Below are 20,491 nucleotides of genomic sequence, written 5' to 3'. Positions count from 1 at the left end.
ACCAGACGCGACGTGCGTGAGTCCTACTGAGTCAGTAACGCAGTAGGACTAGGATCTATCGTCTGTTTGATCATGAGCTTTTCCGAAACCGGGCTCCACTTTTAGGGACCATGTTCGATACCGCTCGTGCAGGATTTGCGCGGAGCGACGCGCGCCTTCCAGATCGAGACGATGCGCGGATGGCGTCGGTCTCACAAGCGCCTGTTCGATCGCTTGCGCCAAACCTTCAGGCGTTAGGTCCTTTTCCATCAGCACCGTTGCAAGACCGAGTTCTTCGAGCATCAGGGCGCGAACCGTCTGTTCGGTTTCCCCGCCGGCTGCAAATGGAACGAGCAGGGAGCGACAACCCGCGCGCAGGACATCGCAGACCGTGTTGTAACCCGCCTGCGAGACTGACAGGCGGGCGCCTGTCAGCAGGCTGGCGAAATCCTCGCGGAACCGGAAGATGGACAGGCCCGGCGTGGCATCGCGTGCGATCGCGTCAAATTCGTCTTTCGGCAGGTTTGGGCCGGTGATCAAACACCATTTCCGAGCGTTGTTGGCATTCCGCGCCGCTGCGATGGTGGAGCTGACAAGGCTCTTTCCGGCAGCCCCGCCGCCAACCGACACCAGAACGTCGAAGCGCTCGGAGGCCGCGGGCGAGGGCGGCGCGGCAACGAGCCCTGTGTAGGTGACCTCGGCCCCGATCGTCCCAGCCAGCGGAAATGTCTTGTCGATGGTTGCGAAAGCCGGATCGCCGTGGACCATAACAAGGTCGAAATGCCTGTTGATGAGATCGACCGTTTCCTCGTTTCGGCCCGGCTTGACGCGCTCCTGAAGGATATCACGGACGGACGTCGCCAGCAGCGGTCTGGGCGACGTCGCGTCGATGGCCTCGATCAGCGGCAAGAGTTCGAAACGCATCTGTCGGCGTCCAAATGGAAACGCCTCGAGAATGACGATATCAGGCCTGCAATCCCGGAATGCCTGCAGCAGCATCTCTGAACGCCATTTCTTGAAATCATCGTCGATCGGGTTGCCCTCCAGGTCGACAAGTCCGGAAAATCCTTCATCACCGGAGGTGACAGGTGGCAGGATTACAGATTTTACACCGAGTCCCGGAAACCCGGCGATCGGCGCTCCGCCGGTCACGACGGTCACGTCAAACCCGTCATCGACCAGAGCCGCCGCAATGCGGCTGGCGCGCGCAAGATGGCCGATGCCGAGCAGATGCTGGACATAGAAGAAAGCGCGCAGCCGCTTCATTCGGCGGCCCGCCACTCCCGCTCGAACAGTTCCTTGAGCTGTCCAATGCTTGCCATATGATCGAAATTGCCGCGCACGCGCCGCTCTGCGGCGTCGCCGAGGCGGGCGCGCAGTACGGGATCACGGATCAGGCGCTCCAGCGCCTGTGCCAGGGCAATTGGGTTTTCCGTCGGAACCAGCAGCCCGGTTTCATCCGGCGATAAAAGCTCCGGCACGCCGGAAATATCGGTCGACACGCAGGCAAGCCGCTGGCTGGCCGCCTCCACCAGAACATTCGGCAGACCGTCACGATCGCCATTTGCGGTGATCCTGCAGGCCAGGGCGAAGATGTCGGCGCGGCGGTAGTGCTCAAGCACTTCCTCCTGCGCAAGCGCGCCTTTCCAAGAGACGCGACCATCCAGTCCGAGCTTTTGCGCCAGCGCCTTGAACCGCTCCAGTTCCTCGCCGCCGCCGATATGCTCGAAACGCCACGCCAAATCACCGGGCAACAGCGCAAGGGCCTGCAGCAACGTATCGTAACCTTTCTTTTCAACGGCGCGCCCGACACTCAGAACGACAACCGGTTCGTCCGGCGCCGAGCCGTCATGCTGCTTTCGCGCCTCGCCGAAACTGCCGAAGCGATCAAGGTCGAGCCCATGATAGCTCAGATGTATAGACGAGTTGCCGTTAGCGAGTTTTTTCAGACGGTCGAAGCCGGTTTTCGTGCAGGTGACCGTCCAGCGCGCCGAGGAAAGCTTGCCGGCCAGATCCCAGTCCGCCGAAGTCCAGATGTCCTTGGCATGGGCCGAGCAGGTCCAGGGCAGGCCACGAAGCTGGCTGGCATAGCGGGTCACCGATGCCGGTGTGTGCGCGAAATGTGCATGCAGCCAGCCCGCGTCTTCCGGCCATTCGGCCGCCAGCACGAGCGCTTGCCCGAAGCGGCGCGCGCGATTGCGCGTAAAGTCGTGGGGGAGATCGGCAGCCAGCGATCCGAGCGTGCGCCAGAAGCACGGCCGCAGCAGATAGGCAAACAGCGAGCGAAGCACGCGCAGCGGCTCTTCATGCAGATATTCCGGCAGATAATGGACCGGCGCTTTGATCTCGTCATGCACGGGGTGGCGTTTTTCGTCGGTCGGCCGCCTGAGCGCGACGAGTATCAGGTCGAACCCTGCACGCTCCAGACCGAGCAATTCCTGCGCGATGAAGGTTTCGGACAGCCGCGGATAGCCCTTCAGAACCACGACGATCTTGCGATGTTGCAACTCAGGTCATTCCTTCAATGACCGAAAGGTGATGGCCGGCCCGCCGGTCGAGCAGTTCCGCGACGATTTCGGAAATATGAGGCAGCCCTTCCAGCGTCAGATGCGGATTGCTCTGTGATGGGTGGGGCCGGTCCGGCAGCGCCACCAGTGCATCGGCAAACCGCTGGGAATCCTTGGCTTCCTCCGGCAAAAGCATCTCGATGAGGCCAAGTTCGGCTGCGCGCCGAGCGCGGATCAGTTGTTCCTGGCGGGGCTCGACGCGCGGCACGATCAGCGCCGGCTTGTCGAAAGACAGTATCTCGCAATAGGTGTTGTAACCGCCCATCGCCACTACCGCCTTGGCGCCGGCAATCAGGTCTTCCATGCGGTTGTCGAACTCGATGATCTTGATGTAGGGGATCTTGGACCCCTTCTTGAGCAGCTTGTTGCGCTTGCGCGCCGGCATGTAAGGCCCAAGCACGATCAGGGCCCTATGCTGCAATTGCGGATCCTGCTGATAGGCATCGATGACGTCGTGGATCAGTTCGGCGCCGTCACCGCCGCCACCGGTAGTAACGAGGATATAGTCGCCCTCGGGCCGGTGGCCGGGCAACTCGTTCCGCTGCAGGCTCCGTTGCAGGAAACCGACGAACCTCATCTTTGCCCTGACAGCCGGCGGCACATCCAAGCCGGTCAACGGATCGTAGAAATCCGGCGGGCCATAGGCCCAGACCTTGTCGTAGAACAGGCCTATCTTGCGCATCACATCCCTGCGTGCCCACTCTGCTTCGAGCAGATGCGGCGCATCCATTACCTCGCGCAGGCCAAGCACGAGAGTGGTGCCCCGCGTCTTGAGGTAGGACAGCGTGTCCTCGATCTCACCGCGCAGGCCGAGCGGTTCCTTGTCGACGATGAAGATATCCGGCCGGAAGGTCTCAGCTGTATGGCGGATGATCGACTGGCGCATCCTTAGCGTCTCATGCAGATCGATGTCCTTTTCCAGCGAGGTGTATTCGCCGTTGCGCAGCTTGATGACGCTGGGGATCTTCACGAAGTCGACACGGGCGCGGTAGTCGAAGGCGCCAGCGATAGTCGCACCCGAAATGATAAGCACCTGAAGTCCGCGGAAATCCTCGACCAGCGAATGCGCGATAGTCCGGCAGCGCTGCAAATGGCCGAGCCCGAACGTGTCGTGGCTGTACATGAGAATTCGAGCGTTTTCTGCGTGCTGGGTCATTGTTGAACGTCTCTTAGAATTCTCGCTTTGAGGACCGTGAGCGACCCGCCGGCTTCGAAACCATCCTGGTTTTGAAACATGAGGCCGCGATTTTCAATTTGTATTACTTCTGTGGAATGCCTGTCAGATAACTTTCTGATTGCCTGAGTCCGAAACTAGATGGATTGGCGAATATCGCCTCGGCGGGAGCGGGTCGAGACTCCCTGTTGTTGTTTTGGGATGGATCGAAGGGGAAAGCGGTGTCCAAAAGATCGGCAGAAGTCATCGCTCTTGATTCCAATAAGGCCTCTCCGAACTTGATTGGTTTCCGAGCGGTGAAAGCGAATTCCGCTATCCTGCGCATATAGTCAATTGCTTGATCGGTATACGAAAGGACAGGGTCACCGGGCGTCGCACGGCGCATGTTGTTGTAGAACTCATTTCGCGCGCCATTGCTCTCGGTCTTGGGGGACCAAAAGTGCTGCCCATCAATCTCTTGACGGGCGGTCTGATTATGATTCACCGACCAGAACTGAGCCATCTATCGCCCAAGCTAGCCGGAATTTCGGCAGGAATCGAGTGGACGCCAGCGCTCACAACACACCGCCTGCGGCAGAGTGTGTGCAACACCGGTTACTTGTCGATCGCTATGGCCTCTGGCTAATGCCTTAGCTGGGGCGGTGACGGTCCTTTTTGAGACGACCTGAGCGCGTCGCCGAACGTCGCGAGGTGCGAAAATCACTCGATTGGTCCCGATAGTTGGCGAAACCTCAATGAGTTTGATGATTGGCCTCGTAGGTTCACAGAGGGCGGCGACGATCTCGTCGGGGTTCTCTTCCGCCTAGTTGAAGATCCAGGCTGCCGACCGGGAGATCGACGACTTCATCACCGTCGCACGCTCGCGCCTAGCGTGACGAGAAGCTCGTCCAGTTGCTCGAACGTCTCGCCCATCGCATCCGCCGCCCCGGTGCCGGCAGCGTCGAGAGCTTCCTTTGAGGGATAGAGCTCGTGCATGACCAGCAGCGTCTTGCCACCTTTTTCCTCGAAGGTCACCGTGGTGATGGGTCCACCGTCACCACCTTCGTCATTGGTCCAGACGAGGCGCGAGTGCGGTGTCACTTCGATATACCTACCGAAGAACTCGTCAGGGTTTGAGGCATCGTGGCCGAATACCAAACGGTACCTGCCCCCGACACGAACATCCATCTCGCAGGAACGCAGGAACATGCCCATCGACTTCGGTGCCCACCACCGCATGAACAGCTCGGGCTTGGTCCAAGCCTCGAACATGGTGCGTGCCGGCGCGTCAAAGGTTCGCGTAACGACCAGCTCCCGGTCGGACTTCCGTTCCACCATCGTGCGGTTCTGCATGGGGGTGGGCTCACTAGCTCTTGTTTCGTCCATCGACTTTCTCCTTCCGTTTCAATTCCTCGACAACCTTGTCCAACTCGTTGAAGCGTGCGTCCCAGAGCTGGCGGTGCCTCTCGATCCATGCCGCCTCTTCCTCCAGTGCGCGTAGGCCAAGCTTGCAGGTCCGCACGCGCCCAACCTTCTCCGTGGTGACGAGCCCCGCCTTCTCCAAGATGCCGACGTGCTTCTTCATGCCCGTGAGGGTCATGTGGAACTTTTCGGCAAGGTCCGTGATCGAGGCGTCTGCTCGTCCGAGTTGCTCCAAAACGCCGCGCCGGGTGGCGTCCGAGAGCGCGGCGAATGAGGCATCGAGGTGGGGCATTAAATACTGAACCATATGGTTCAGTATTTAACAGACGGGCTGGCGGCGTGCAAGCGGAGGCCGAGTGGGCTGCGTTGCCGGCCGCCCCTTCTGGAAATCGCAAGCGATTAGCGGATGTTCAAGTCGGAGCAGGGTCGGTGAGGAAGGGCATGATGTCCACGCCGTCTCCTGGGAAGACGGTGAAATGCGGGTGGTTCTCGAACAGGCGGGCGGCGGCATCGATGGTATCGGCCTCGACGACAATATAGCCGCAGAAAGGGTTCACGGCGTCGGCGATGCCGTCCCTGGTAACGCGCCTCGTCTTACCGACCATGCCGCCGCGATCGGGGAAAAATGCGGCATTTCTCTCCTCCCAGTCCGCCCACAGCTGTAAGCCGACGGCATCAATCGTATCCTGCTCGGGCTTAGGCAGGCTGCGAAAGCGGGCGAGGTCTTCGGGCTTCATGGTGTAGACGGCAAGAAAGCGGGGCATGCGGCGGTTTTTTCTTCGTGGTGGCAGAAGCATGCTAGCTTAGACTCCTGGAGGGCCCAAGTCACTGCGCATTACCACCCTTTGGCGCTCCGTATCTTTCAGTCCGAAATGATGACCCGAGGCTAAGGTTGGCCATCTATTTTGAACGCTGACCTGGGCGGGCGGAACTGCTCCACCACCAGATCAACACGCACATCAAGCGTCATCCTCGCTGTTAAGCGCAGGCCGAAAGTAGTGTCGACGCCACAAACTCGCGATTCTCTGATGTGCTCGCGATTCTCTAAAGAACAGAATCACCGTGCAGCAGGCGCGACCCGACCTCCACGATAGACCTGATAGCCGGCAGCAGCTCCTGCCCCAACGAGGTCAGCTCATATTCCACCGTCGGCGGCGAGGTCGCCATCACGTTGCGACCGAGGACGCCGCGCTCCTCGAGATCCCGCAGTCTGCTGGTCAGTACCTTCGCCGAAACGGCTGGGATATCGCGGCGGAGTTCCGAGAACCGACGCGGGCCTTCGCTCAGGGACCAGAGCACCTCGGGTGTCCAGCAGCCGCCAAGCAGCGCCATGCATCTCGACATGGGGCAGCCGGGGGGAGCCTTCACCTTCTTTCGCGCCTTGAGAACCATCGCACACCCTTCTCGAGGAGTTTCCAGTTGGTTACCGGAAAATGGCGGTAACCGCAAGATACGTGGTTTCCAATGGTAACGATGGCCGCTATTCGAAGGCTCTCCAATCACACAACCACGAAATGGACTGAACGATGTATGCAATAACTGGAGCAACAGGACAGCTTGGCCGTCTCGTGATCGCGGCACTGCTGAAGACCATTCCCGCCGACCGGATCGTCGCGGCGGTTCGCAATCCGGCAAAGGCCAGCGATCTGGCGGAGCTCGGTGTGATCGTAAGGGAGGCGGACTACGACCGTCCCGACACGCTCGCCCCGGCCTTCGCCGGCGTCCAGAAACTGCTACTGATTTCGTCGACCGAGGTCAGCGGCCGCCTGCCGCAGCATCGGGCGGTGATCGAGGCAACCCAACGCGCCGGAGTTTCGCTGATCGCTTACACCAGCATGCTGCATGCCGACACGTCTTCCGCAACGCTCGCAATCCAGCACCGGCAGACGGAGGAGGTCATCGCGGACTCGGGCGTTCCCGCCGTCATCCTGCGCAATGGCTGGTACACCGAGAACCATCTGCTGGCGCTTCCGGCGGCTCTGGAGCACGGCGCCTTCGTCGGCGCCGCGAAAGACGGGCGTTTCTCGTCCGCAGCGCGGCGGGACTATGCCGAGGCCGCAGCCGTGGTGCTGACGACCGACGACCATGCGGGAAAGACGTACGAGCTCGCCGCAGACCAAGCCTTTACGCTCGCCGAGCTTGCGGCGGAGGTCTCGCGGCAGTCGGGCAAGGCTATCGCCTACAACGATTTTTCCCAAGCCGCCTATCAGGATGTGTTGGCGGGGGCCGGGCTGCCGGCCGACCTCGCTGCGCTTCTGGCCGATACCGACGCCGCAGCCTCACGCGGAGCGTTGTTCGATGACGGAGGCGCCCTCGGGCGGCTGATCGGTCGTCCGACCACTTCGATGCAAAGCCTCGTCGCGGCCGCATTGCGCGGTTGAAGGCTGGGCTCAGCGACTTGAGGATGCGGTCTTTCTCGTAATGAGACCAATCAGCTTATCGATTTTCTCGGCCGGGTTCTCCTTTCGTCGCGCCGAGGCGGTTAAGCAGATTAAACGTGATCCTGCCGACATCGTTCATGGCGCCTGCGGCTGGCAGCGCGCCGCACCAGGCAACCGAGCTTGCCGAAAAGATCAAGCCGCCTGCTGCGAGCTTTCGCAGGGTCATTTCGGCGCAGCGGCGGGCGATGCGTTGCGTATCCCCGCCCTCGCACCAGCGCGTCGGATCCTGGAAGAAGCTGTCGGGAAATCCCGTCGCACGCGCGATCACGACGGTGTCCGCGGATGTGCCGAGGGCTGGATCCGTCGCATCCACTTCGTAGCCCGCGGCACCGCCCAGCACGATGCCGTCCGAACCGAAGGTCGCATTTTCAACGCCTTCGAACAGCCATGCGCATCCTGCTTCATGGCTTTCGTCAGTGCGCGTGAAGGGGCGTGCGCCTTCGAATCCCATCAGTGAGATCGCGCCACCGATCAGCGAGAATTCGCCGCGGCCACGGGAGCGGAGATAGCCGCCTGGTTCGTTGGTGATCGACAGCGCTTGTTCGGCGACCGGGCCGTCCCACGTGCGGCCGGCCTCCAGCGGCGAGCGCCGCAGCTCCATCAGATCGTCCTTGAAAGCCACAGTGGCGGCGAAGCCGTTTCCGCCGAGATAGGCGATGCTGCCGCCTTCGGCCACAAACTGCCGCAGCGCCTGCTCCATCTCGATCGACATATATTCGGGATGACTGCCGGTGACGACCGCTTGGTGTCCACGCAGACCGTCTATACCGCATTCGTGCAAATCATGATCGGTCATGACGTCAAACACGATTCCATTGTCGTGGCAGAATCGGAGGAAGTGCAGATCGACCGGCAAATTGTGTGGGCAGCCGCAGAGGGGATAATCGTAATCGTCCCTGAGCGTCACTTTCGGCTTTTTGTAGGAGCAGATAGAAACGCCGCTAAGGTCGGAGTGGTAGTCGTAAAGAGACTTCAGATTGTTGGCGACCGCGAAGCGATGTCCCCGGTCGTCGCTTTTCCATTCATAAAGATGATCTGGGAGATATTCGTCCGCATAAGCGAGATAGGTGGCCGTCGGCACGAGATACAACAGCGGCGACGAAACCTGTGATGAGGTGACGAAGAACACCACGCGTTCGTAGCTATCCTCCCATTCGATCTGGAACGCGTAGACGCCTGGGCGTGCGTTTTCAGGGATTGTCACGCAGTGCGATGCCGGCCACTCAAGCGGGCCGATGTCGTCGTCGTGGCAATGGATAGCGTCGTAGTGCGACGGCACGAAGCGAGGTTCGAAGCTCGATCCGTCCCAGCGTGCCGAAGTCATGCAGAAGGCTGGCTGATTGATCACATCGAGGAGCAGCGGATCTGCTCTGCCCGACGACAGGATCGGCTGCGTTGGTAACAGCGTCGGGAAATCCCAGGCAATGGTCCCCTGCGGTGTCTCGAGCCGGATCGCGGCAAATTTCGCGTTGAGGGTAGGTTCGTGGTGAGTAGCACTTGCGCCGAAATGGATGCCGTGCGCTTGAAGGTTCCGCGCAGGGCTGCCAAAACCTTCACGAAGTTCGTAAGGCGCGAGGAGATCATGCGATTTGATCCGCAGACGCGGCTGCTCCTGCCGCAGATCCAACTCGACAGTGAGCCACACACCAGTTGGCGCCTTCCTCTCGACAAAGGTTTCGCCGCCGATTTCCAGGGCAAATGCGCCGTCGCGGAGGCGCAGCTTGAGGGCGCCTGCTTCCAGGATCGTACGCGCACCTCCGTTGCGCGTGAGGAACAGCTCAAAACGAATGCCGTGGACGGCTTGTACTTTGGCCAGTTCGCCGGCTCGCACGAACAGGAACGACCCTTGGTCGAAATGCCGATGCCGTGGTTCACCCACCGCTTCGATGGGCCAGGCCAGAAATTCCGGAGCCGGCTTGTCGAGTCGGCAAATTCGTGTGGCCTTTATCGGCCGATCGCATGACAGGCTGAGGTTGATCTGCTGGCCTGCTTTGGCACTCCAGGGGGTGGTATAACCAACCACGCTCATCGCGTCGTGGTCTACTGCGCGCTTCATCTATCCTCCCGATGAACTCCAGATGGGCTGCGGCGAACCGCGCAGACCCGTCCGATGCCGGCCAATACGCTGCCGCTCTGACAAGCAAAGTTCCGCATGGCGCACTACCGCCATGATGTACATGCTTGTATAGATAAGCTGCATTCGGATAGTCTCGACGCGATCGGTCCAAGCGCGACATTACCAAGGAGGATGACATGCGCAACGCATCTCTCTTCGACCTGTCAGGCAGGAAGGCGCTTGTAACCGGCGCAAGCCGTGGCATCGGGCGCAGCATCGCCGAGGCGCTCAGCGCAGCCGGCGCCGACGTCGCGATCACGGCGCGCAGCGTGGCCTCGCTCGAGGAGACGGTGGCCGCCATCCGCACTGCCGGCGGGGCCGCGCATGCCATCGCCCTGGACGTCACCGATGTCGACCAATGCCGGGCGGCGACAGCCGAGGCCGGCAGCCTGCTCGGAGGTCTCGATATTCTCGTCAACAATGCGGGTGTGGAAGAGGTCCGGCCCTCGCTCGATGTCGACGAGGCCTTGTGGGACAGGATTGTCGATACGAATCTCAAAGGCGCCTTCTTCTGCGCCCAAGCCGCCGCGCGGCAGATGAGAGACGCCGGACGGCCCGGCGTCATTATCAATCTCTGCTCGTTGACCTCCGAGGTCGGGATTCCCACGGCGGTGCCTTACGGCTCGTCGAAATCAGGCCTCCTCGGCATGACGCGGGCGCTTGCGGCGGAGTGGGCCGATCTCGGGATCCGGGTCAACGCCATCGCGCCTGGCTATTTCAGGACAGCGATGACAGACGTGTTCTACAGCAACGAGGCATGGCAGCAATCGATGCTCGCCAAGATTCCGCAGCGCCGTTTTGGTGATCTCTCGGACCTGCACGGAATCGCGGTGTTCCTCGCTTCGGATGCGGCAGCCTACATAACGGGCCAGTCCATTCCCGTGGATGGAGGCTTTCTCGCATCGATTTGAAGGCTTCAGGGACTGAAGACGTGTCCCAGAAGTGATCGACAAGCGCTAACCGTGATTGCGTACTAAGAAAAGGAGCCGCCATGTCTGACGTCAGCTTCCACCGCCTGTCATCCCTTAGTGTCGATCAGCGCGCCAATTTACTTAAACGCGCCGAAGGAGATCTGTCTTCCTTCATCGAAAAGGTCCGTCCAATCATCCAGGCCGTCAAGAATGAAGGTGACGCGGCCTTGCTCCGGTTTGCGCGCGAGCTCGACAAAGCCGATGTTGCCGACGGTGGACTGAAAGCTTCGGAAGCGGAGTTCGATGCGGCATTCGACAAGGTCGACAAGGATGTCGTGGAGAGTATCCGGTTTGGCATCGAGAACATAAGGCATTTCCACGAGGAGCAGCGCCCGGAGACGATGTGGCTCAAGGAAGTTCGGCCTGGCGCCTATGCGGGTGACCGATACACACCGATCGCTTCGGTTGCGCTTTATGTTCCGCGCGGCAAAGGCGCCTTCCCCTCGGTGACGATGATGACCTCGGTTCCGGCGGTGATTGCCGGGGTTCCGCAGATCGCGATCGTGACGCCTGCGACTTCGGATGGTTCCGTCGATGCCGCGACGCTGGTTGCCGCCCGCCTCGCCGGCGTGGAGACCGTGTACAAGTGCGGCGGCGCCCATGCGGTTGCCGCTGTCGCCTATGGAACCGAGACTGTGAAGCCCGCCGTCAAGATCGTCGGACCGGGGAGCCCGTGGGTAGTGGCGGCAAAGAGCGTGTTGTCCCCGATCGTCAACACGGGTCTCCCCGCCGGTCCGTCCGAAGCGATCATCTTTGCCGATGACAGCATCGACGGCGGCCTGGCCGCTCTTGACCTGTTGATCGAGGCCGAGCACGGGCCGGATTCGTCCGCCTATCTGGTGACGCACAGCCGCAAGGTCGCCGAAGCCGCGTTGATTGCGATACCGGAACACTGGTCCCGGATGACCGAACAGCGCGTGGAGTTCTCGCGCGCCGTGCTCACCGGAAAACGCGGCGGTATTGTGCTGACCGAATCGCTGGAGGACAGCTACCGCTTCATCAACGACTATGCGCCGGAGCATCTCGAGATTCTGTCAACGGAGCCATTTGCGCATCTCGGACGTATCACAGAAGCCGCCGAGATCCTCATGGGGCCGCATACCCCGGTGACCCTCGCCAACTTCGTCCTCGGGCCCAATGCGGTGCTGCCGACCAGCCGGTGGGCGCGAACCTTCGGACCGCTTTCTGTGACGGATTTCGTCAAGAGATCATCAGTCGGCTATGTGACCTCGGCCGCCTATCCGGAACTCGCACTGCATGCCCGCAGGCTCGCCCGTTACGAAGGGTTCAGCTCGCACGAGAACGCGGTTTCGGAGATCCGCGATCGCTATCTCGCCGGCTGAGCGGAAACGATGATGATGAGGGCGGCACGACTCCATGGACCCGGCGACTTGCGCGTCGAGAATATCGCCGCGCCAGGCGCTCCCGAGGTGGGCTGGGTGAAGCTGAGGGTCGATGCCGCAGGCATCTGCGGTTCCGATCTCCACAACTTCCGCACGGGCCAGTGGATAAGCCGGTCGCCTTCGACGGCAGGCCATGAACTGACAGGCACGGTGATCGCCATCGGCGAGGGCGTGGACACCGTCGCTGTTGGCGACCGAGTGGTCGCCGATTCCCGCTTCTGGTGCGGAGAGTGCGCGCAATGCCATGCAGGCAGGCGGCATCTTTGCACGTCGCTGGGCTTTGTTGGCGAAATATGCGACGGCGGATTTGCCGAACAAGCGGTCCTGCCCGCACGCCTGCTGCACGTCGTCGATACCGCGCTTGACGAACGGGTCGCGGCGATGGCCGAGCCGCTGGCTGTAGCGTTGCATGCAGTGCGGCGTCTGCCGAAAACGGTCGGCTCCGTTCTTGTCGTCGGCTGCGGCACCATTGGCGGTCTTGCCGCGCTGCTGCTCTCTCGAACCTTCGCAGGTACCGTGCTCGTCGCCGATCGCAACCCTGGCCGATGCGCCCGGGTGGCGCGGGTGACAGACGCCAGCATCGTCGACTTGAACCGGGACGCCATTGCCGCGGCGACCGCGGATGCCCCCTTGCTCGCTGCCGTCGAAGCGACCGGCAGCATCGCAGCACTCAGCCAGCTGCTCGGCGTTCTCGATGCCGGCGGCATCGTTGCGATGGTCGGCATATTCCATGGGCGCCTCGATATCGATCCCAACATCCTGGTTGAACGCGAAATCACATTGCTGGGATGCCACGCCTTTGCAGATGAGCTTCCCGACGCCATCCGGATGCTTGGCGAATTGACCGAGCCCATGGTCGAACTGATCGACCGCGAGATCGGTCTGGATGATGTTCCCGCAGCCTATGAGCGGCTGTTGGCGGGGCAGGGCGATGGCTTGAAAACAATCATCCGGATGCGGTCTGCCGGGCGCGTGTGATTTCCGAACATTGCCGGAAAGGATTTTTGAAATGATCTCTTTGCCCGACACCGCCAGCCCTCTTTACGAGAAGGTCAAGGACTACATCCTGACGAACATCGGAACGGGGCGATGGAGCAAGGATCGGAAGCTGCCGTCCGAAAATGAATTCGTGGCGACACTCGGCGTGTCTCGGATGACGGTCCATCGTGCCTTGCGGGAGTTGACCTCTGCGGGTTTTCTGATCCGGCTCCAGGGCGTCGGCACATTCATCGCGCCACCTCGACCGCAATCCGCACTGATCGAAATCAACAACATCGCAGCGGAAATTGTCGCGCGGGGAAACAGGCATCGCTCCGCGGTTATCGTCCTCGAAGAGATCATGCCGACAAAGGAACTCGCGCTTTCGTTCGAGTTCGCAAAGCGCGCGTCGATCTATCATTCCATTGTCGTCAACTTCGAGAACGACCTGCCTGTGCAACTGGAAGAGCGCTTCGTCAACCCGGGCCTGATACCCGACTATGACAAGCAGGATTTTTCCAGGACAGCAACCTACGACTATCTCATGCAGAAAACCCCGGTGACGGAGGTCGAGCATATCATTTCGGCGACCCCTGCCGATGCCGAAACGGCGCGGCATCTGGGCATCGATGCCGGCAGCTGCTGCCTGCTTCTGCATCGCCGGACATGGACGGGCGCCGTCGTTGCCACGATCAGCAAGCTGACTTACGTTGGAAGCCGCTACTCGCTTGGCAGTCGGTATTCTCCGTCCAAAAAAACCTGATCGCAGTGAAGCGATTCAGAGAGGTCTGACTTGTATATGCATGTATGTATTTAGCCTTGACATCCGCTGTTGCTGACGTTGAAGTGTCGTCGCACTTCGGTTGAACTGACGCTAAGATGCCGAGGCACGGTGCCGCAAGAGCAGAAGCCCGCATTCTCACCAGGCCGGATGTTTGGTTCAAAAAAAGCGGCCTGATCATCAAGGGGAACAAGACGATGCGTAACCTAGCAGGACAATTTCGGGCACTCGTTATGGTTGCTGCCGTCGGGTTCGCCCCGGCGGCCTACGCGGCCGATACAACCATTCCGGCGACGCCTGAGGCAGGAACATTCAAGATCGGCATCGAGCCATGGCTTGGCTACGGCCAGTGGCACGTCGCCGAAGCCAAGGGTCTGTTCAAGGCAAACGGGCTGTCCGACGTACAGATCGTGAACTTCGCCGAGGACAAGGACATCAACGCCGCCTTGGCCAGCGGCCAGCTCGATGCCGCCAATATCGCGACCCACACGGCCATGGGCATGGTTGCGGCCGGCCTGCCGGTGAAGATCGTGCTTCTGCTCGACGTCAGCATGACGGCGGACGCCATGATCGCCGGCAAGGACATCGCGTCCGTCGCAGACCTCAAGGGAAAGCAGGTCGCTTTCGAGGAAGGCACGACGAGCGACATCCTGCTCAAATACGCGCTGGCCAAGAACGGCATGTCCATCGCCGATGTCCAGCCGGTTCCGATGCCGGCGGCGGATGCCGGCAGTGCGTTGATCGCTGGCCAGGTGCCGGTCGCGGTTACCTATGAGCCCTATCTCACCGCGGCCAGGGCGCAGAACAAGGATGTCAAGCTGCTCTTCACCGCGGGCGAAGATCCCGGCCTGATCAGCGACGTGTTCGTGGTGCGCGATGAGGTGATCGAGTCGCGTCCCGGCCAGGTGCTTGCCATGATCAAGACCTGGGATGCGGCCCTGAAGGCCTACAACGCCGACACGCCCGACGGCCGGGCGATCATCTCCAAGGCGGTCGGTTCGAGCGTCGAAGACCTCAACACCGCCTTTGATGGCGTGCGTTACTATACTCTCGCCGAAAACAAGGATGCGCTGACGGGCGAATTTTCCACCAAGACATTCGCCGATGTCGAGGCGGCCGCCAAGAACGCCGGGCTGCTTCAGGCGGACGTGACGCCGGAGCAGATGATCGACCCGTCATTCGTCAAGGCCGCGAAATGACGAGGGCCGGCTCGCGGTGGTGACGCAAATGTCCGAGCAGCGTGCGACCAAGCCAAGCCCGTCTCACGCAGCACCGGGGCCGGTGACCAAACAGCCGATGCGCCGTCGCCGATCCTCCGGGATCGGCGCGCCTATCGCACGCTCGCGCTTCCTGATGATAGCGGTGGCCGTCTTTGCCGGCCTCGGCCTCGCCTGGTGGGCGGCAACGGGGCTGGGGCTGGTAAAGCCGATTTTCCTGCCCTCGCCGGGAAGCGTGGTGACCCAACTCGGCAAGCTCGCGGGTGACGGCACGCTGTGGCTGGATCTCAGGACCTCGATATACCGTATTTCCATTGGCTTCCTCATCGCCTCGGCATTGGCGATTCCGATTGGCGTGCTGATCGGCAGTTTCAGGACCTGGGAAGCCGCCATCGAGCCGCTTGTGGATTTCATCCGTTACATGCCGGTGGTCGCTTTCGTGCCCCTCTCCATCCTGTGGTCAGGGACGGGCGATGCCCAGAAGTTCCTGATCATCTTCATCGGCACCTTCTTTCAGCAAGTGCTGATGATCATGGACAATGTGAAGCGGGTTCCCGCTGATTTCATTGGTCTTGGCAGGACGCTCGGGCTGCCGGATCGCAAGATCCTGACGCGCATCGTGGTTCCCAGCGCCTTGCCAGGCATCTGGGATACGTTGCGCATCAGTCTCGGCTGGGCCTGGACCTGGCTGGTGTTGGCGGAACTTGTCGCGGCGACATCGGGCCTCGGCTACCGCATCACCGTGTCCCAGCGTTATTTCCAGACAAACACCATCATCGGCTACATCCTGCTGCTGGGCGTGCTTGGTCTCATCACCGACCAGGTCATGAAGGCACTGGGAAAAGTGCTGTTTCGGCAGGAAGGCCACGTGCAATGAGGCCGGGCCGATGAATTTGCCCAAGCTGCGGATCAAAGGTCTCCACAAGAGCTTCGGCACGGGCGCGCGGCGCACGGAGGTGCTGCGCGATATCAATCTCGATCTTGCCGACAACGAGTTCGTCTCGCTGGTGGGCACGTCGGGTTGCGGCAAGAGCACGCTGCTGTCGATCGTTGCCGGACTGCAGGATTTTGACGCGGGAGATCTTGCCATCGATGGCGCGCCGATCCTGCAGCCGGGCCTCGACCGCGGCGTCGTTTTCCAGTCCTACACCCTGCTTCCCTGGCTGACGGCGCAGCAGAACATCGAGTTCGCCCTCAAGGCCGCGGGTCATGATCGCGCGACATGTCGCAGGATAGCGCGCGAGCATCTCGATCTGGTCAAGCTCCCGCACAGCGCCAATCGCTATCCGTCTGAGCTTTCGGGCGGCATGAAGCAACGTGTGGCCATAGCGCGTGCTCTTTCCTATCGACCCAAAATGCTTCTGATGGACGAGCCCTTTGGCGCGCTCGATGCCTTGACCAGGCATCAGATGCAGGAACTCCTGATGCAGATCTGGGAGGAGCACAGGCTCACCGTGCTCTTCGTCACCCATGATGTGGAAGAGGCGGTCTACCTGTCGGACCGCATCGTTGTGATGGGGATCGGCCCGGGACGCATCATGCAGACCTTCAATGTCGACATCGAGCGCCCGCGCCGGGAAGAGGTCATGGAAACCCCGGCTTTCATGGATTTGCAGCGCAGCGTGCACAAGGCGATCCGCGAGGCTTCAAAACGTCCCGAAATGGTTTAGGCGGGTCACTCATGCGTGTCAGGTCCAAGAGCAGCGCAACGAACGCGGCTGGGCGCGGGGATCGTCTCGGAAGACGGAGTTTCAGCCGGATGACGCCTGATGCCGCTACGGATTGCCGATCACAAGCCGGTTCACAGGTTCATTCGCGGCCGTCTGAAGGGTAGCAGGAGCTTCGCCCGATCAAGGCGTTCATGAAACTCGTGTTCGAGCTTGTGACTCGGGCGCCCGTCAAGCGCCCAATCTCAATATCGCACCGTCGCGATTCCTGACCCGGAAGCGGCCATTGGCGTCCCGCGCCTCAACCGTCGAAAAAAATTTGCAGGACAATGTCGATTTCCTAAACTCCGTTCGTCGTTCCGATGCCGGCCTATGAGGCCGGCTCAAACAAGGAGACAGACGATGCGTGTGATGGTGCTCGTGAAGGCTACCGAGGACAGCGAAAAGGGCTTTCTCCCCACGCCCGAGGCTAAGGAGGCGATGGAGGCGATGGGCAGATTTAATGATGAGCTGCGCAATGCCGGCATCTTGCTCGACGCCGACGGCCTCAAGCCCTCCTCGCAGGGCAAGCGCGTTGCGTTTGATGGTTCCCGCCGCACCGTCATCGACGGGCCTTTCGCCGAGACCCGCGAGCTGGTCGCCGGCTTTTGGCTTTGGGAAGTCAAGGATATGGACGAGGCGGTCGCCTGGGTGAAGCGCTGCCCCAATCCCATGCCGGGACCGAGCGAGATCGAAATCCGGCCGCTGTACGAGATGGCTGATTGGCAATGAAAATCTGATGCCGGAGGTCACGGAAATCCATGACCGAACGCGCGAGAAGCTCAGCGGCAACCGAGACTGTCGGCCGCAATCTGCTTGCCTCCGTTATGGCTTTGGCCGACAAGGCAGCATGACTGCAGGCGAGACGCACCAGGCGATCGAAGCGATTTTTCGCATTGAACGGGCCCGACTCATCGCGGGTCTGGTCCGCCTCGTGCGCAATGTCGACCTTGCAGAGGAACTGGTGCAAGACGCCCTGGTCATAGCCCTGTCCGAATGGTCCAAGGCCGGCGTGCCGGCCAATCCCGGCGCTTGGCTGATGACGGCCGCCAAACGCCGCGCCATCGACGCGATCCGTCGCGACAAGATGCGCGGGCGCAAGCATGAGGAGATCGCGCGGGAGCTTGACGGCGAGTGCAACGGCGCGGCCGAGGTGATCGAAATGGCTATCAACGACGATCTTGGCGACGAGCTGCTGGGCCTCATCTTCACAGCCTGCCACCCTGTACTTTCGGCCGACGCCCGCGCGGCGCTCACGCTGCGTGTCATCGGCGGTCTGACGACGGACGAGATCGCCCGTGCTTTCCTGTCGAGCGAGGTGACCATCGCCCAGCGCATCGTCCGCGCAAAGAAGACGATCGGAAAGGCCGGGCTCAGCTTTGAGGTGCCGCGCGGTGCCGAGCGTGCGGCGCGTCTGTCCTCGGTGCTGGAGGTCATCTATCTCATCTTCAATGAAGGCTATGCTGCCACGGCCGGCGACGACCTTGTCCGGCCGGGCCTGTGCCTGGAGGCACAACGGCTGGGCCGTATGCTGGCCGGGCTGATGCCCGAGGATGCCGAAGTGTTCGGCCTGCTGGCTCTGATGGAAATCCAGGCATCGCGCCTGCCCGCACGCATCGGGCCGGACGGCGCCCTCTTGACCCTGACCGAGCAAAACCGCGCACGCTGGGACCAACTGCTGATCCGCCGAGGCCTTGACGCGCTGGCCCGCGCCGAAGCTCTCGGGGGCGATGGCCCCTATGCGTTACAAGCCGCGCTTGCAGCCTGCCATGCGCGGGCGCGCAGTCCGGCCGATACCGATTGGCCCCGCATCGCAGCGCTCTACGACCGGCTGCGAGCAGTGATGCCCTCGCCGGTGGTCGATCTCAATCGAGCGGTCGCCCACAGCATGGCCTTCGGGCCTGAGGCGGGCCTGCGGCTGGTAGACGAGATTGCCGGCGCCGCCGCCCTGCGCAACTATGCGCCATTGCCGGCAGCGAGGGGCGACTTTCTGTTTCGGGCCGGCCGGCTGGCCGAGGCCCGCGCCGAATTCGAGGCGGCGGCCAAGCTCACCCGCAACGCGCGGGAAGCGGCCTTTCTCCTCGCCCGCGCCGACGCTTGTGGTTGAAGCATCGCCCTCGGTGCCTGAAACGCCGCTCGGCAAGGCCGAAAGCCGCCTTCAATGAGCGAGATCAACCCGCAACGCGAAAGGGATTAACGATGCGCAAGCCATCGCCGAGCGCCATTCCGTGCTGCATATCCTCTGACAAAAGTGTATCGCAGCCAGCGTGAATCGCCGCGGACGCGATCATCGCGTCATAGGTAGAAAGGCTGTACCGCTCGGCGAGCCTCAATCCTGTTTCGTGGGTCTCGAGCGTGAGCGGATGAACCGTCAACAGGCCGCGCAGCGTGGTCAGCAGCGCATGCGTGTCGGTCCATGACATTTGCATCTTCCGACGCGCGACGTTGGCGAGTTCGTTGAGAACCTGCACGCTGATCGCCCCGCCAGCAGCGATGGCCGCCTCGGCCCGATCAGCCTTCGCCGTATCGCTTGACGCGATATAAAGAAGGACATTGGTATCAAAAAAACTAACGGGCATTCGCCTCGTCCCGATCGAATTTGAAGTCAGCGGGGAGCCGACCACGGAAGGCGCGGAGACGCTTCAGCAACTCCTCGCGCCCGGGCTTCCGCGCGACGCCAAGCTGGCGGGCGTCAGCGACATGGATTTCGATCTCATCGCCTTCCCTGAGTTCAAGCGCTTCGACCACAGCGGCGGGAAGGCGGACCGCAAGACTGTTTCCCCATTTGGCGACCTGCATGCCACTTCCTCTCCTAGATATACGCTAGAGAAATGTATATCCAGAAGTGGTCGAGATCAAGGCAACTCGGGACATATGCATTTGAAGAAGGAGCCTTGATTATGCCAGCAACTGCGTCGGCACGCCGAGTATCGGTCCTGCCTCGGCGAGCCGCTGGTCGAGGGTTCGCACCGTGGCGCCATGCTCGGATGCCGTCGCGAGGTGCAGGGCGTCGCCAGCACGAAGCCCGAGCGTATGCTGATCGGCGAATTTCACGGCGACCCGAAAATGCCCGCCCGTCACCGGCAGCACGGTGAAGCTCTCGGCGACCAGCTTGTTGAACATCGCGAGCGCTGCTGCGCGCTGCTCCAGGTCCATCTGTCCGGTCCGAAGCTTGATCGCCATGGCGGAGGACATCTCGGTGATGGTCCAGTCGCTGATCACAAGTTGCGCTGGGTCCTGCTCCGCCAGCCAGCCTTGAACGCGCGCGGTCATGGCTTCGTTGGATAGCGCTGCTACGATCAGCGAGGTGTCGAGATAGAGCATCAATAGCGATCGCCATCTCGCATCGATCGCACCAGATCGGCGGCCGCCTGAGCCTGCAGAGGCATGGTTGCGGTCAGGGATTGGAGCAGGACGGCGTCGATCCGCCTGCGGGGGCGGGCCACGGCTGTGAGTCGGGCGACCGGCTTGCCACGCCGGGTGATGTCGATCGAATCTCCAGCCTCGACACGGTCAACGAGTTCGCTCAGATGTGCCTTGGCGTCCGCCAGATTGACCGCGTCCATGTCACGCTCCTGACTATGTAGATGGTCATATAGCGCATCACGCTTGACAATTCCAGCGCAGAGTACTTTGGCACAAGGCCGACCCTCAGGTCTGCGACTGTCGCGGCGCGACCATTTTCTCATTCCACTTCTTGAAACGGGCGATCGCCTTCCTGATCGTGTCGCTCGGCATCCTTGCACTAACGTGCGAA

23 protein-coding genes are annotated in these 20,491 nt (G+C 61.5%); 10 read left to right on the top strand and 13 right to left on the bottom strand.

Going from position 1 to position 20,491, the window contains the following annotated elements; all coding sequences use genetic code 11:
• Positions 1–48: 48 nt before the first annotated feature.
• From NKI01_RS22430 to NKI01_RS22395, 8 genes are all read right to left on the bottom strand, one after another.
• Positions 49–1,245: a glycosyltransferase family protein gene (locus NKI01_RS22430; RefSeq protein ID WP_352964627.1), complete on the bottom strand. Its 1,197-nt coding sequence runs from the start codon at positions 1,243–1,245 to the stop codon at positions 49–51.
• Positions 1,242–2,486, bottom strand: coding sequence for a glycosyltransferase (locus tag NKI01_RS22425; RefSeq protein WP_352482310.1), 1,245 nt, complete (start codon positions 2,484–2,486; stop codon positions 1,242–1,244). The genes NKI01_RS22430 and NKI01_RS22425 overlap by 4 nt, the downstream gene beginning before the upstream one ends.
• Position 2,487: 1 nt before the next feature.
• Positions 2,488–3,702: a glycosyltransferase family protein gene (locus NKI01_RS22420; protein ID WP_023716538.1), complete on the bottom strand. Its 1,215-nt coding sequence runs from the start codon at positions 3,700–3,702 to the stop codon at positions 2,488–2,490.
• A gap of 103 nt (positions 3,703–3,805) precedes the next feature.
• Positions 3,806–4,222 (bottom strand): hypothetical protein, encoded by a 417-nt coding sequence (locus NKI01_RS22415; protein WP_352493877.1) that lies wholly within the window; start codon positions 4,220–4,222, stop codon positions 3,806–3,808.
• A gap of 344 nt (positions 4,223–4,566) precedes the next feature.
• Entirely contained in the window at positions 4,567–5,085 is a 519-nt protein-coding gene (locus NKI01_RS22410) for an SRPBCC domain-containing protein (protein ID WP_352715975.1), read from the bottom strand.
• Complete coding sequence (locus tag NKI01_RS22405) at positions 5,066–5,428, bottom strand: ArsR/SmtB family transcription factor (protein WP_352715972.1); 363 nt, start codon at positions 5,426–5,428, stop codon at positions 5,066–5,068. Before NKI01_RS22405 ends, NKI01_RS22410 begins: the two co-directional genes overlap by 20 nt.
• 103 nt (positions 5,429–5,531) lie before the next feature.
• Positions 5,532–5,885, bottom strand: a complete 354-nt coding sequence (locus NKI01_RS22400; protein WP_023716542.1) for a hypothetical protein — start codon at positions 5,883–5,885, stop codon at positions 5,532–5,534.
• A gap of 280 nt (positions 5,886–6,165) precedes the next feature.
• Positions 6,166–6,453 (bottom strand): winged helix-turn-helix transcriptional regulator, encoded by a 288-nt coding sequence (locus NKI01_RS22395; protein WP_352964626.1) that lies wholly within the window; start codon positions 6,451–6,453, stop codon positions 6,166–6,168.
• 194 nt (positions 6,454–6,647) lie between these two features.
• Here NKI01_RS22395 and NKI01_RS22390 point away from each other — a divergent pair, with 194 nt between their 5' ends.
• Positions 6,648–7,502: an SDR family oxidoreductase gene (locus tag NKI01_RS22390; protein ID WP_352964624.1), complete on the top strand. Its 855-nt coding sequence runs from the start codon at positions 6,648–6,650 to the stop codon at positions 7,500–7,502.
• A 55-nt stretch (positions 7,503–7,557) separates the two neighbouring features.
• On the opposite strand, the gene NKI01_RS22385 is transcribed toward NKI01_RS22390, so the two are convergent.
• Positions 7,558–9,618, bottom strand: coding sequence for a N,N-dimethylformamidase beta subunit family domain-containing protein (locus tag NKI01_RS22385; RefSeq protein WP_352590449.1), 2,061 nt, complete (start codon positions 9,616–9,618; stop codon positions 7,558–7,560).
• 197 nt (positions 9,619–9,815) lie between these two features.
• On the opposite strand from NKI01_RS22385, the gene NKI01_RS22380 reads away from it, so the two are divergent.
• The 9 genes from NKI01_RS22380 (at position 9,816) to NKI01_RS22340 (ending at position 18,841) form a co-directional block, all read left to right on the top strand.
• A complete protein-coding gene (locus tag NKI01_RS22380; RefSeq protein ID WP_023716546.1) occupies positions 9,816–10,589 on the top strand; it encodes an SDR family NAD(P)-dependent oxidoreductase in 774 nt (257 codons plus the stop codon).
• 80 nt (positions 10,590–10,669) lie between these two features.
• Entirely contained in the window at positions 10,670–11,992 is a 1,323-nt protein-coding gene (hisD, locus tag NKI01_RS22375) for a histidinol dehydrogenase (protein ID WP_352482878.1), read from the top strand.
• A 15-nt stretch (positions 11,993–12,007) separates the two neighbouring features.
• The gene (locus NKI01_RS22370) at positions 12,008–13,030 is read left to right on the top strand and encodes a zinc-dependent alcohol dehydrogenase (protein ID WP_023716548.1); all 1,023 of its coding nucleotides are present in this window, start codon (positions 12,008–12,010) and stop codon (positions 13,028–13,030) included.
• 31 nt (positions 13,031–13,061) lie between these two features.
• On the top strand, positions 13,062–13,793 hold the full coding sequence (gene hutC / locus NKI01_RS22365; RefSeq protein WP_023716549.1) for a histidine utilization transcriptional repressor HutC: 732 nt from the start codon (positions 13,062–13,064) through the stop codon (positions 13,791–13,793).
• Between the two features lie 215 nt (positions 13,794–14,008).
• Complete coding sequence (locus NKI01_RS22360) at positions 14,009–15,010, top strand: ABC transporter substrate-binding protein (RefSeq protein WP_352547393.1); 1,002 nt, start codon at positions 14,009–14,011, stop codon at positions 15,008–15,010.
• A gap of 97 nt (positions 15,011–15,107) precedes the next feature.
• Complete coding sequence (locus NKI01_RS22355; protein ID WP_245278504.1) at positions 15,108–15,905, top strand: ABC transporter permease; 798 nt, start codon at positions 15,108–15,110, stop codon at positions 15,903–15,905.
• A 10-nt stretch (positions 15,906–15,915) separates the two neighbouring features.
• Positions 15,916–16,698 (top strand): ABC transporter ATP-binding protein, encoded by a 783-nt coding sequence (locus tag NKI01_RS22350; RefSeq protein WP_352964623.1) that lies wholly within the window; start codon positions 15,916–15,918, stop codon positions 16,696–16,698.
• Between the two features lie 399 nt (positions 16,699–17,097).
• On the top strand, positions 17,098–17,466 hold the full coding sequence (locus NKI01_RS22345) for a YciI family protein (protein ID WP_352482873.1): 369 nt from the start codon (positions 17,098–17,100) through the stop codon (positions 17,464–17,466).
• 118 nt (positions 17,467–17,584) lie between these two features.
• Positions 17,585–18,841, top strand: coding sequence for an RNA polymerase sigma factor (locus NKI01_RS22340; protein ID WP_352845761.1), 1,257 nt, complete (start codon positions 17,585–17,587; stop codon positions 18,839–18,841).
• A 64-nt stretch (positions 18,842–18,905) separates the two neighbouring features.
• Here the strand turns inward: NKI01_RS22340 and NKI01_RS22335 are convergent, their stop codons facing one another.
• The 4 genes from NKI01_RS22335 to NKI01_RS22320 form a co-directional block, all read right to left on the bottom strand.
• Positions 18,906–19,313, bottom strand: a complete 408-nt coding sequence (locus NKI01_RS22335; protein ID WP_352482870.1) for a PIN domain-containing protein — start codon at positions 19,311–19,313, stop codon at positions 18,906–18,908.
• Positions 19,303–19,533: an AbrB/MazE/SpoVT family DNA-binding domain-containing protein gene (locus tag NKI01_RS22330; RefSeq protein ID WP_023676182.1), complete on the bottom strand. Its 231-nt coding sequence runs from the start codon at positions 19,531–19,533 to the stop codon at positions 19,303–19,305. The genes NKI01_RS22335 and NKI01_RS22330 overlap by 11 nt, the downstream gene beginning before the upstream one ends.
• A 99-nt stretch (positions 19,534–19,632) precedes the next feature.
• Positions 19,633–20,058 (bottom strand): type II toxin-antitoxin system VapC family toxin, encoded by a 426-nt coding sequence (locus NKI01_RS22325; protein ID WP_352846016.1) that lies wholly within the window; start codon positions 20,056–20,058, stop codon positions 19,633–19,635.
• Positions 20,058–20,300 carry a type II toxin-antitoxin system Phd/YefM family antitoxin gene (locus NKI01_RS22320; protein ID WP_352845763.1) on the bottom strand — a complete coding sequence of 81 codons (243 nt, stop codon included), beginning with the start codon at positions 20,298–20,300 and terminating at the stop codon, positions 20,058–20,060. Before NKI01_RS22320 ends, NKI01_RS22325 begins: the two co-directional genes overlap by 1 nt.
• Between the last annotated feature and the right edge of the window lie 191 nt (positions 20,301–20,491).

This window comes from Mesorhizobium sp. M0815, assembly GCF_040319995.1.
Classification (GTDB): Bacteria; Pseudomonadota; Alphaproteobacteria; order Rhizobiales; family Rhizobiaceae; genus Mesorhizobium.
Note: the sequence above shows the minus strand (reverse complement) of the source record. Positions and strands in the feature narration are given on the sequence as shown.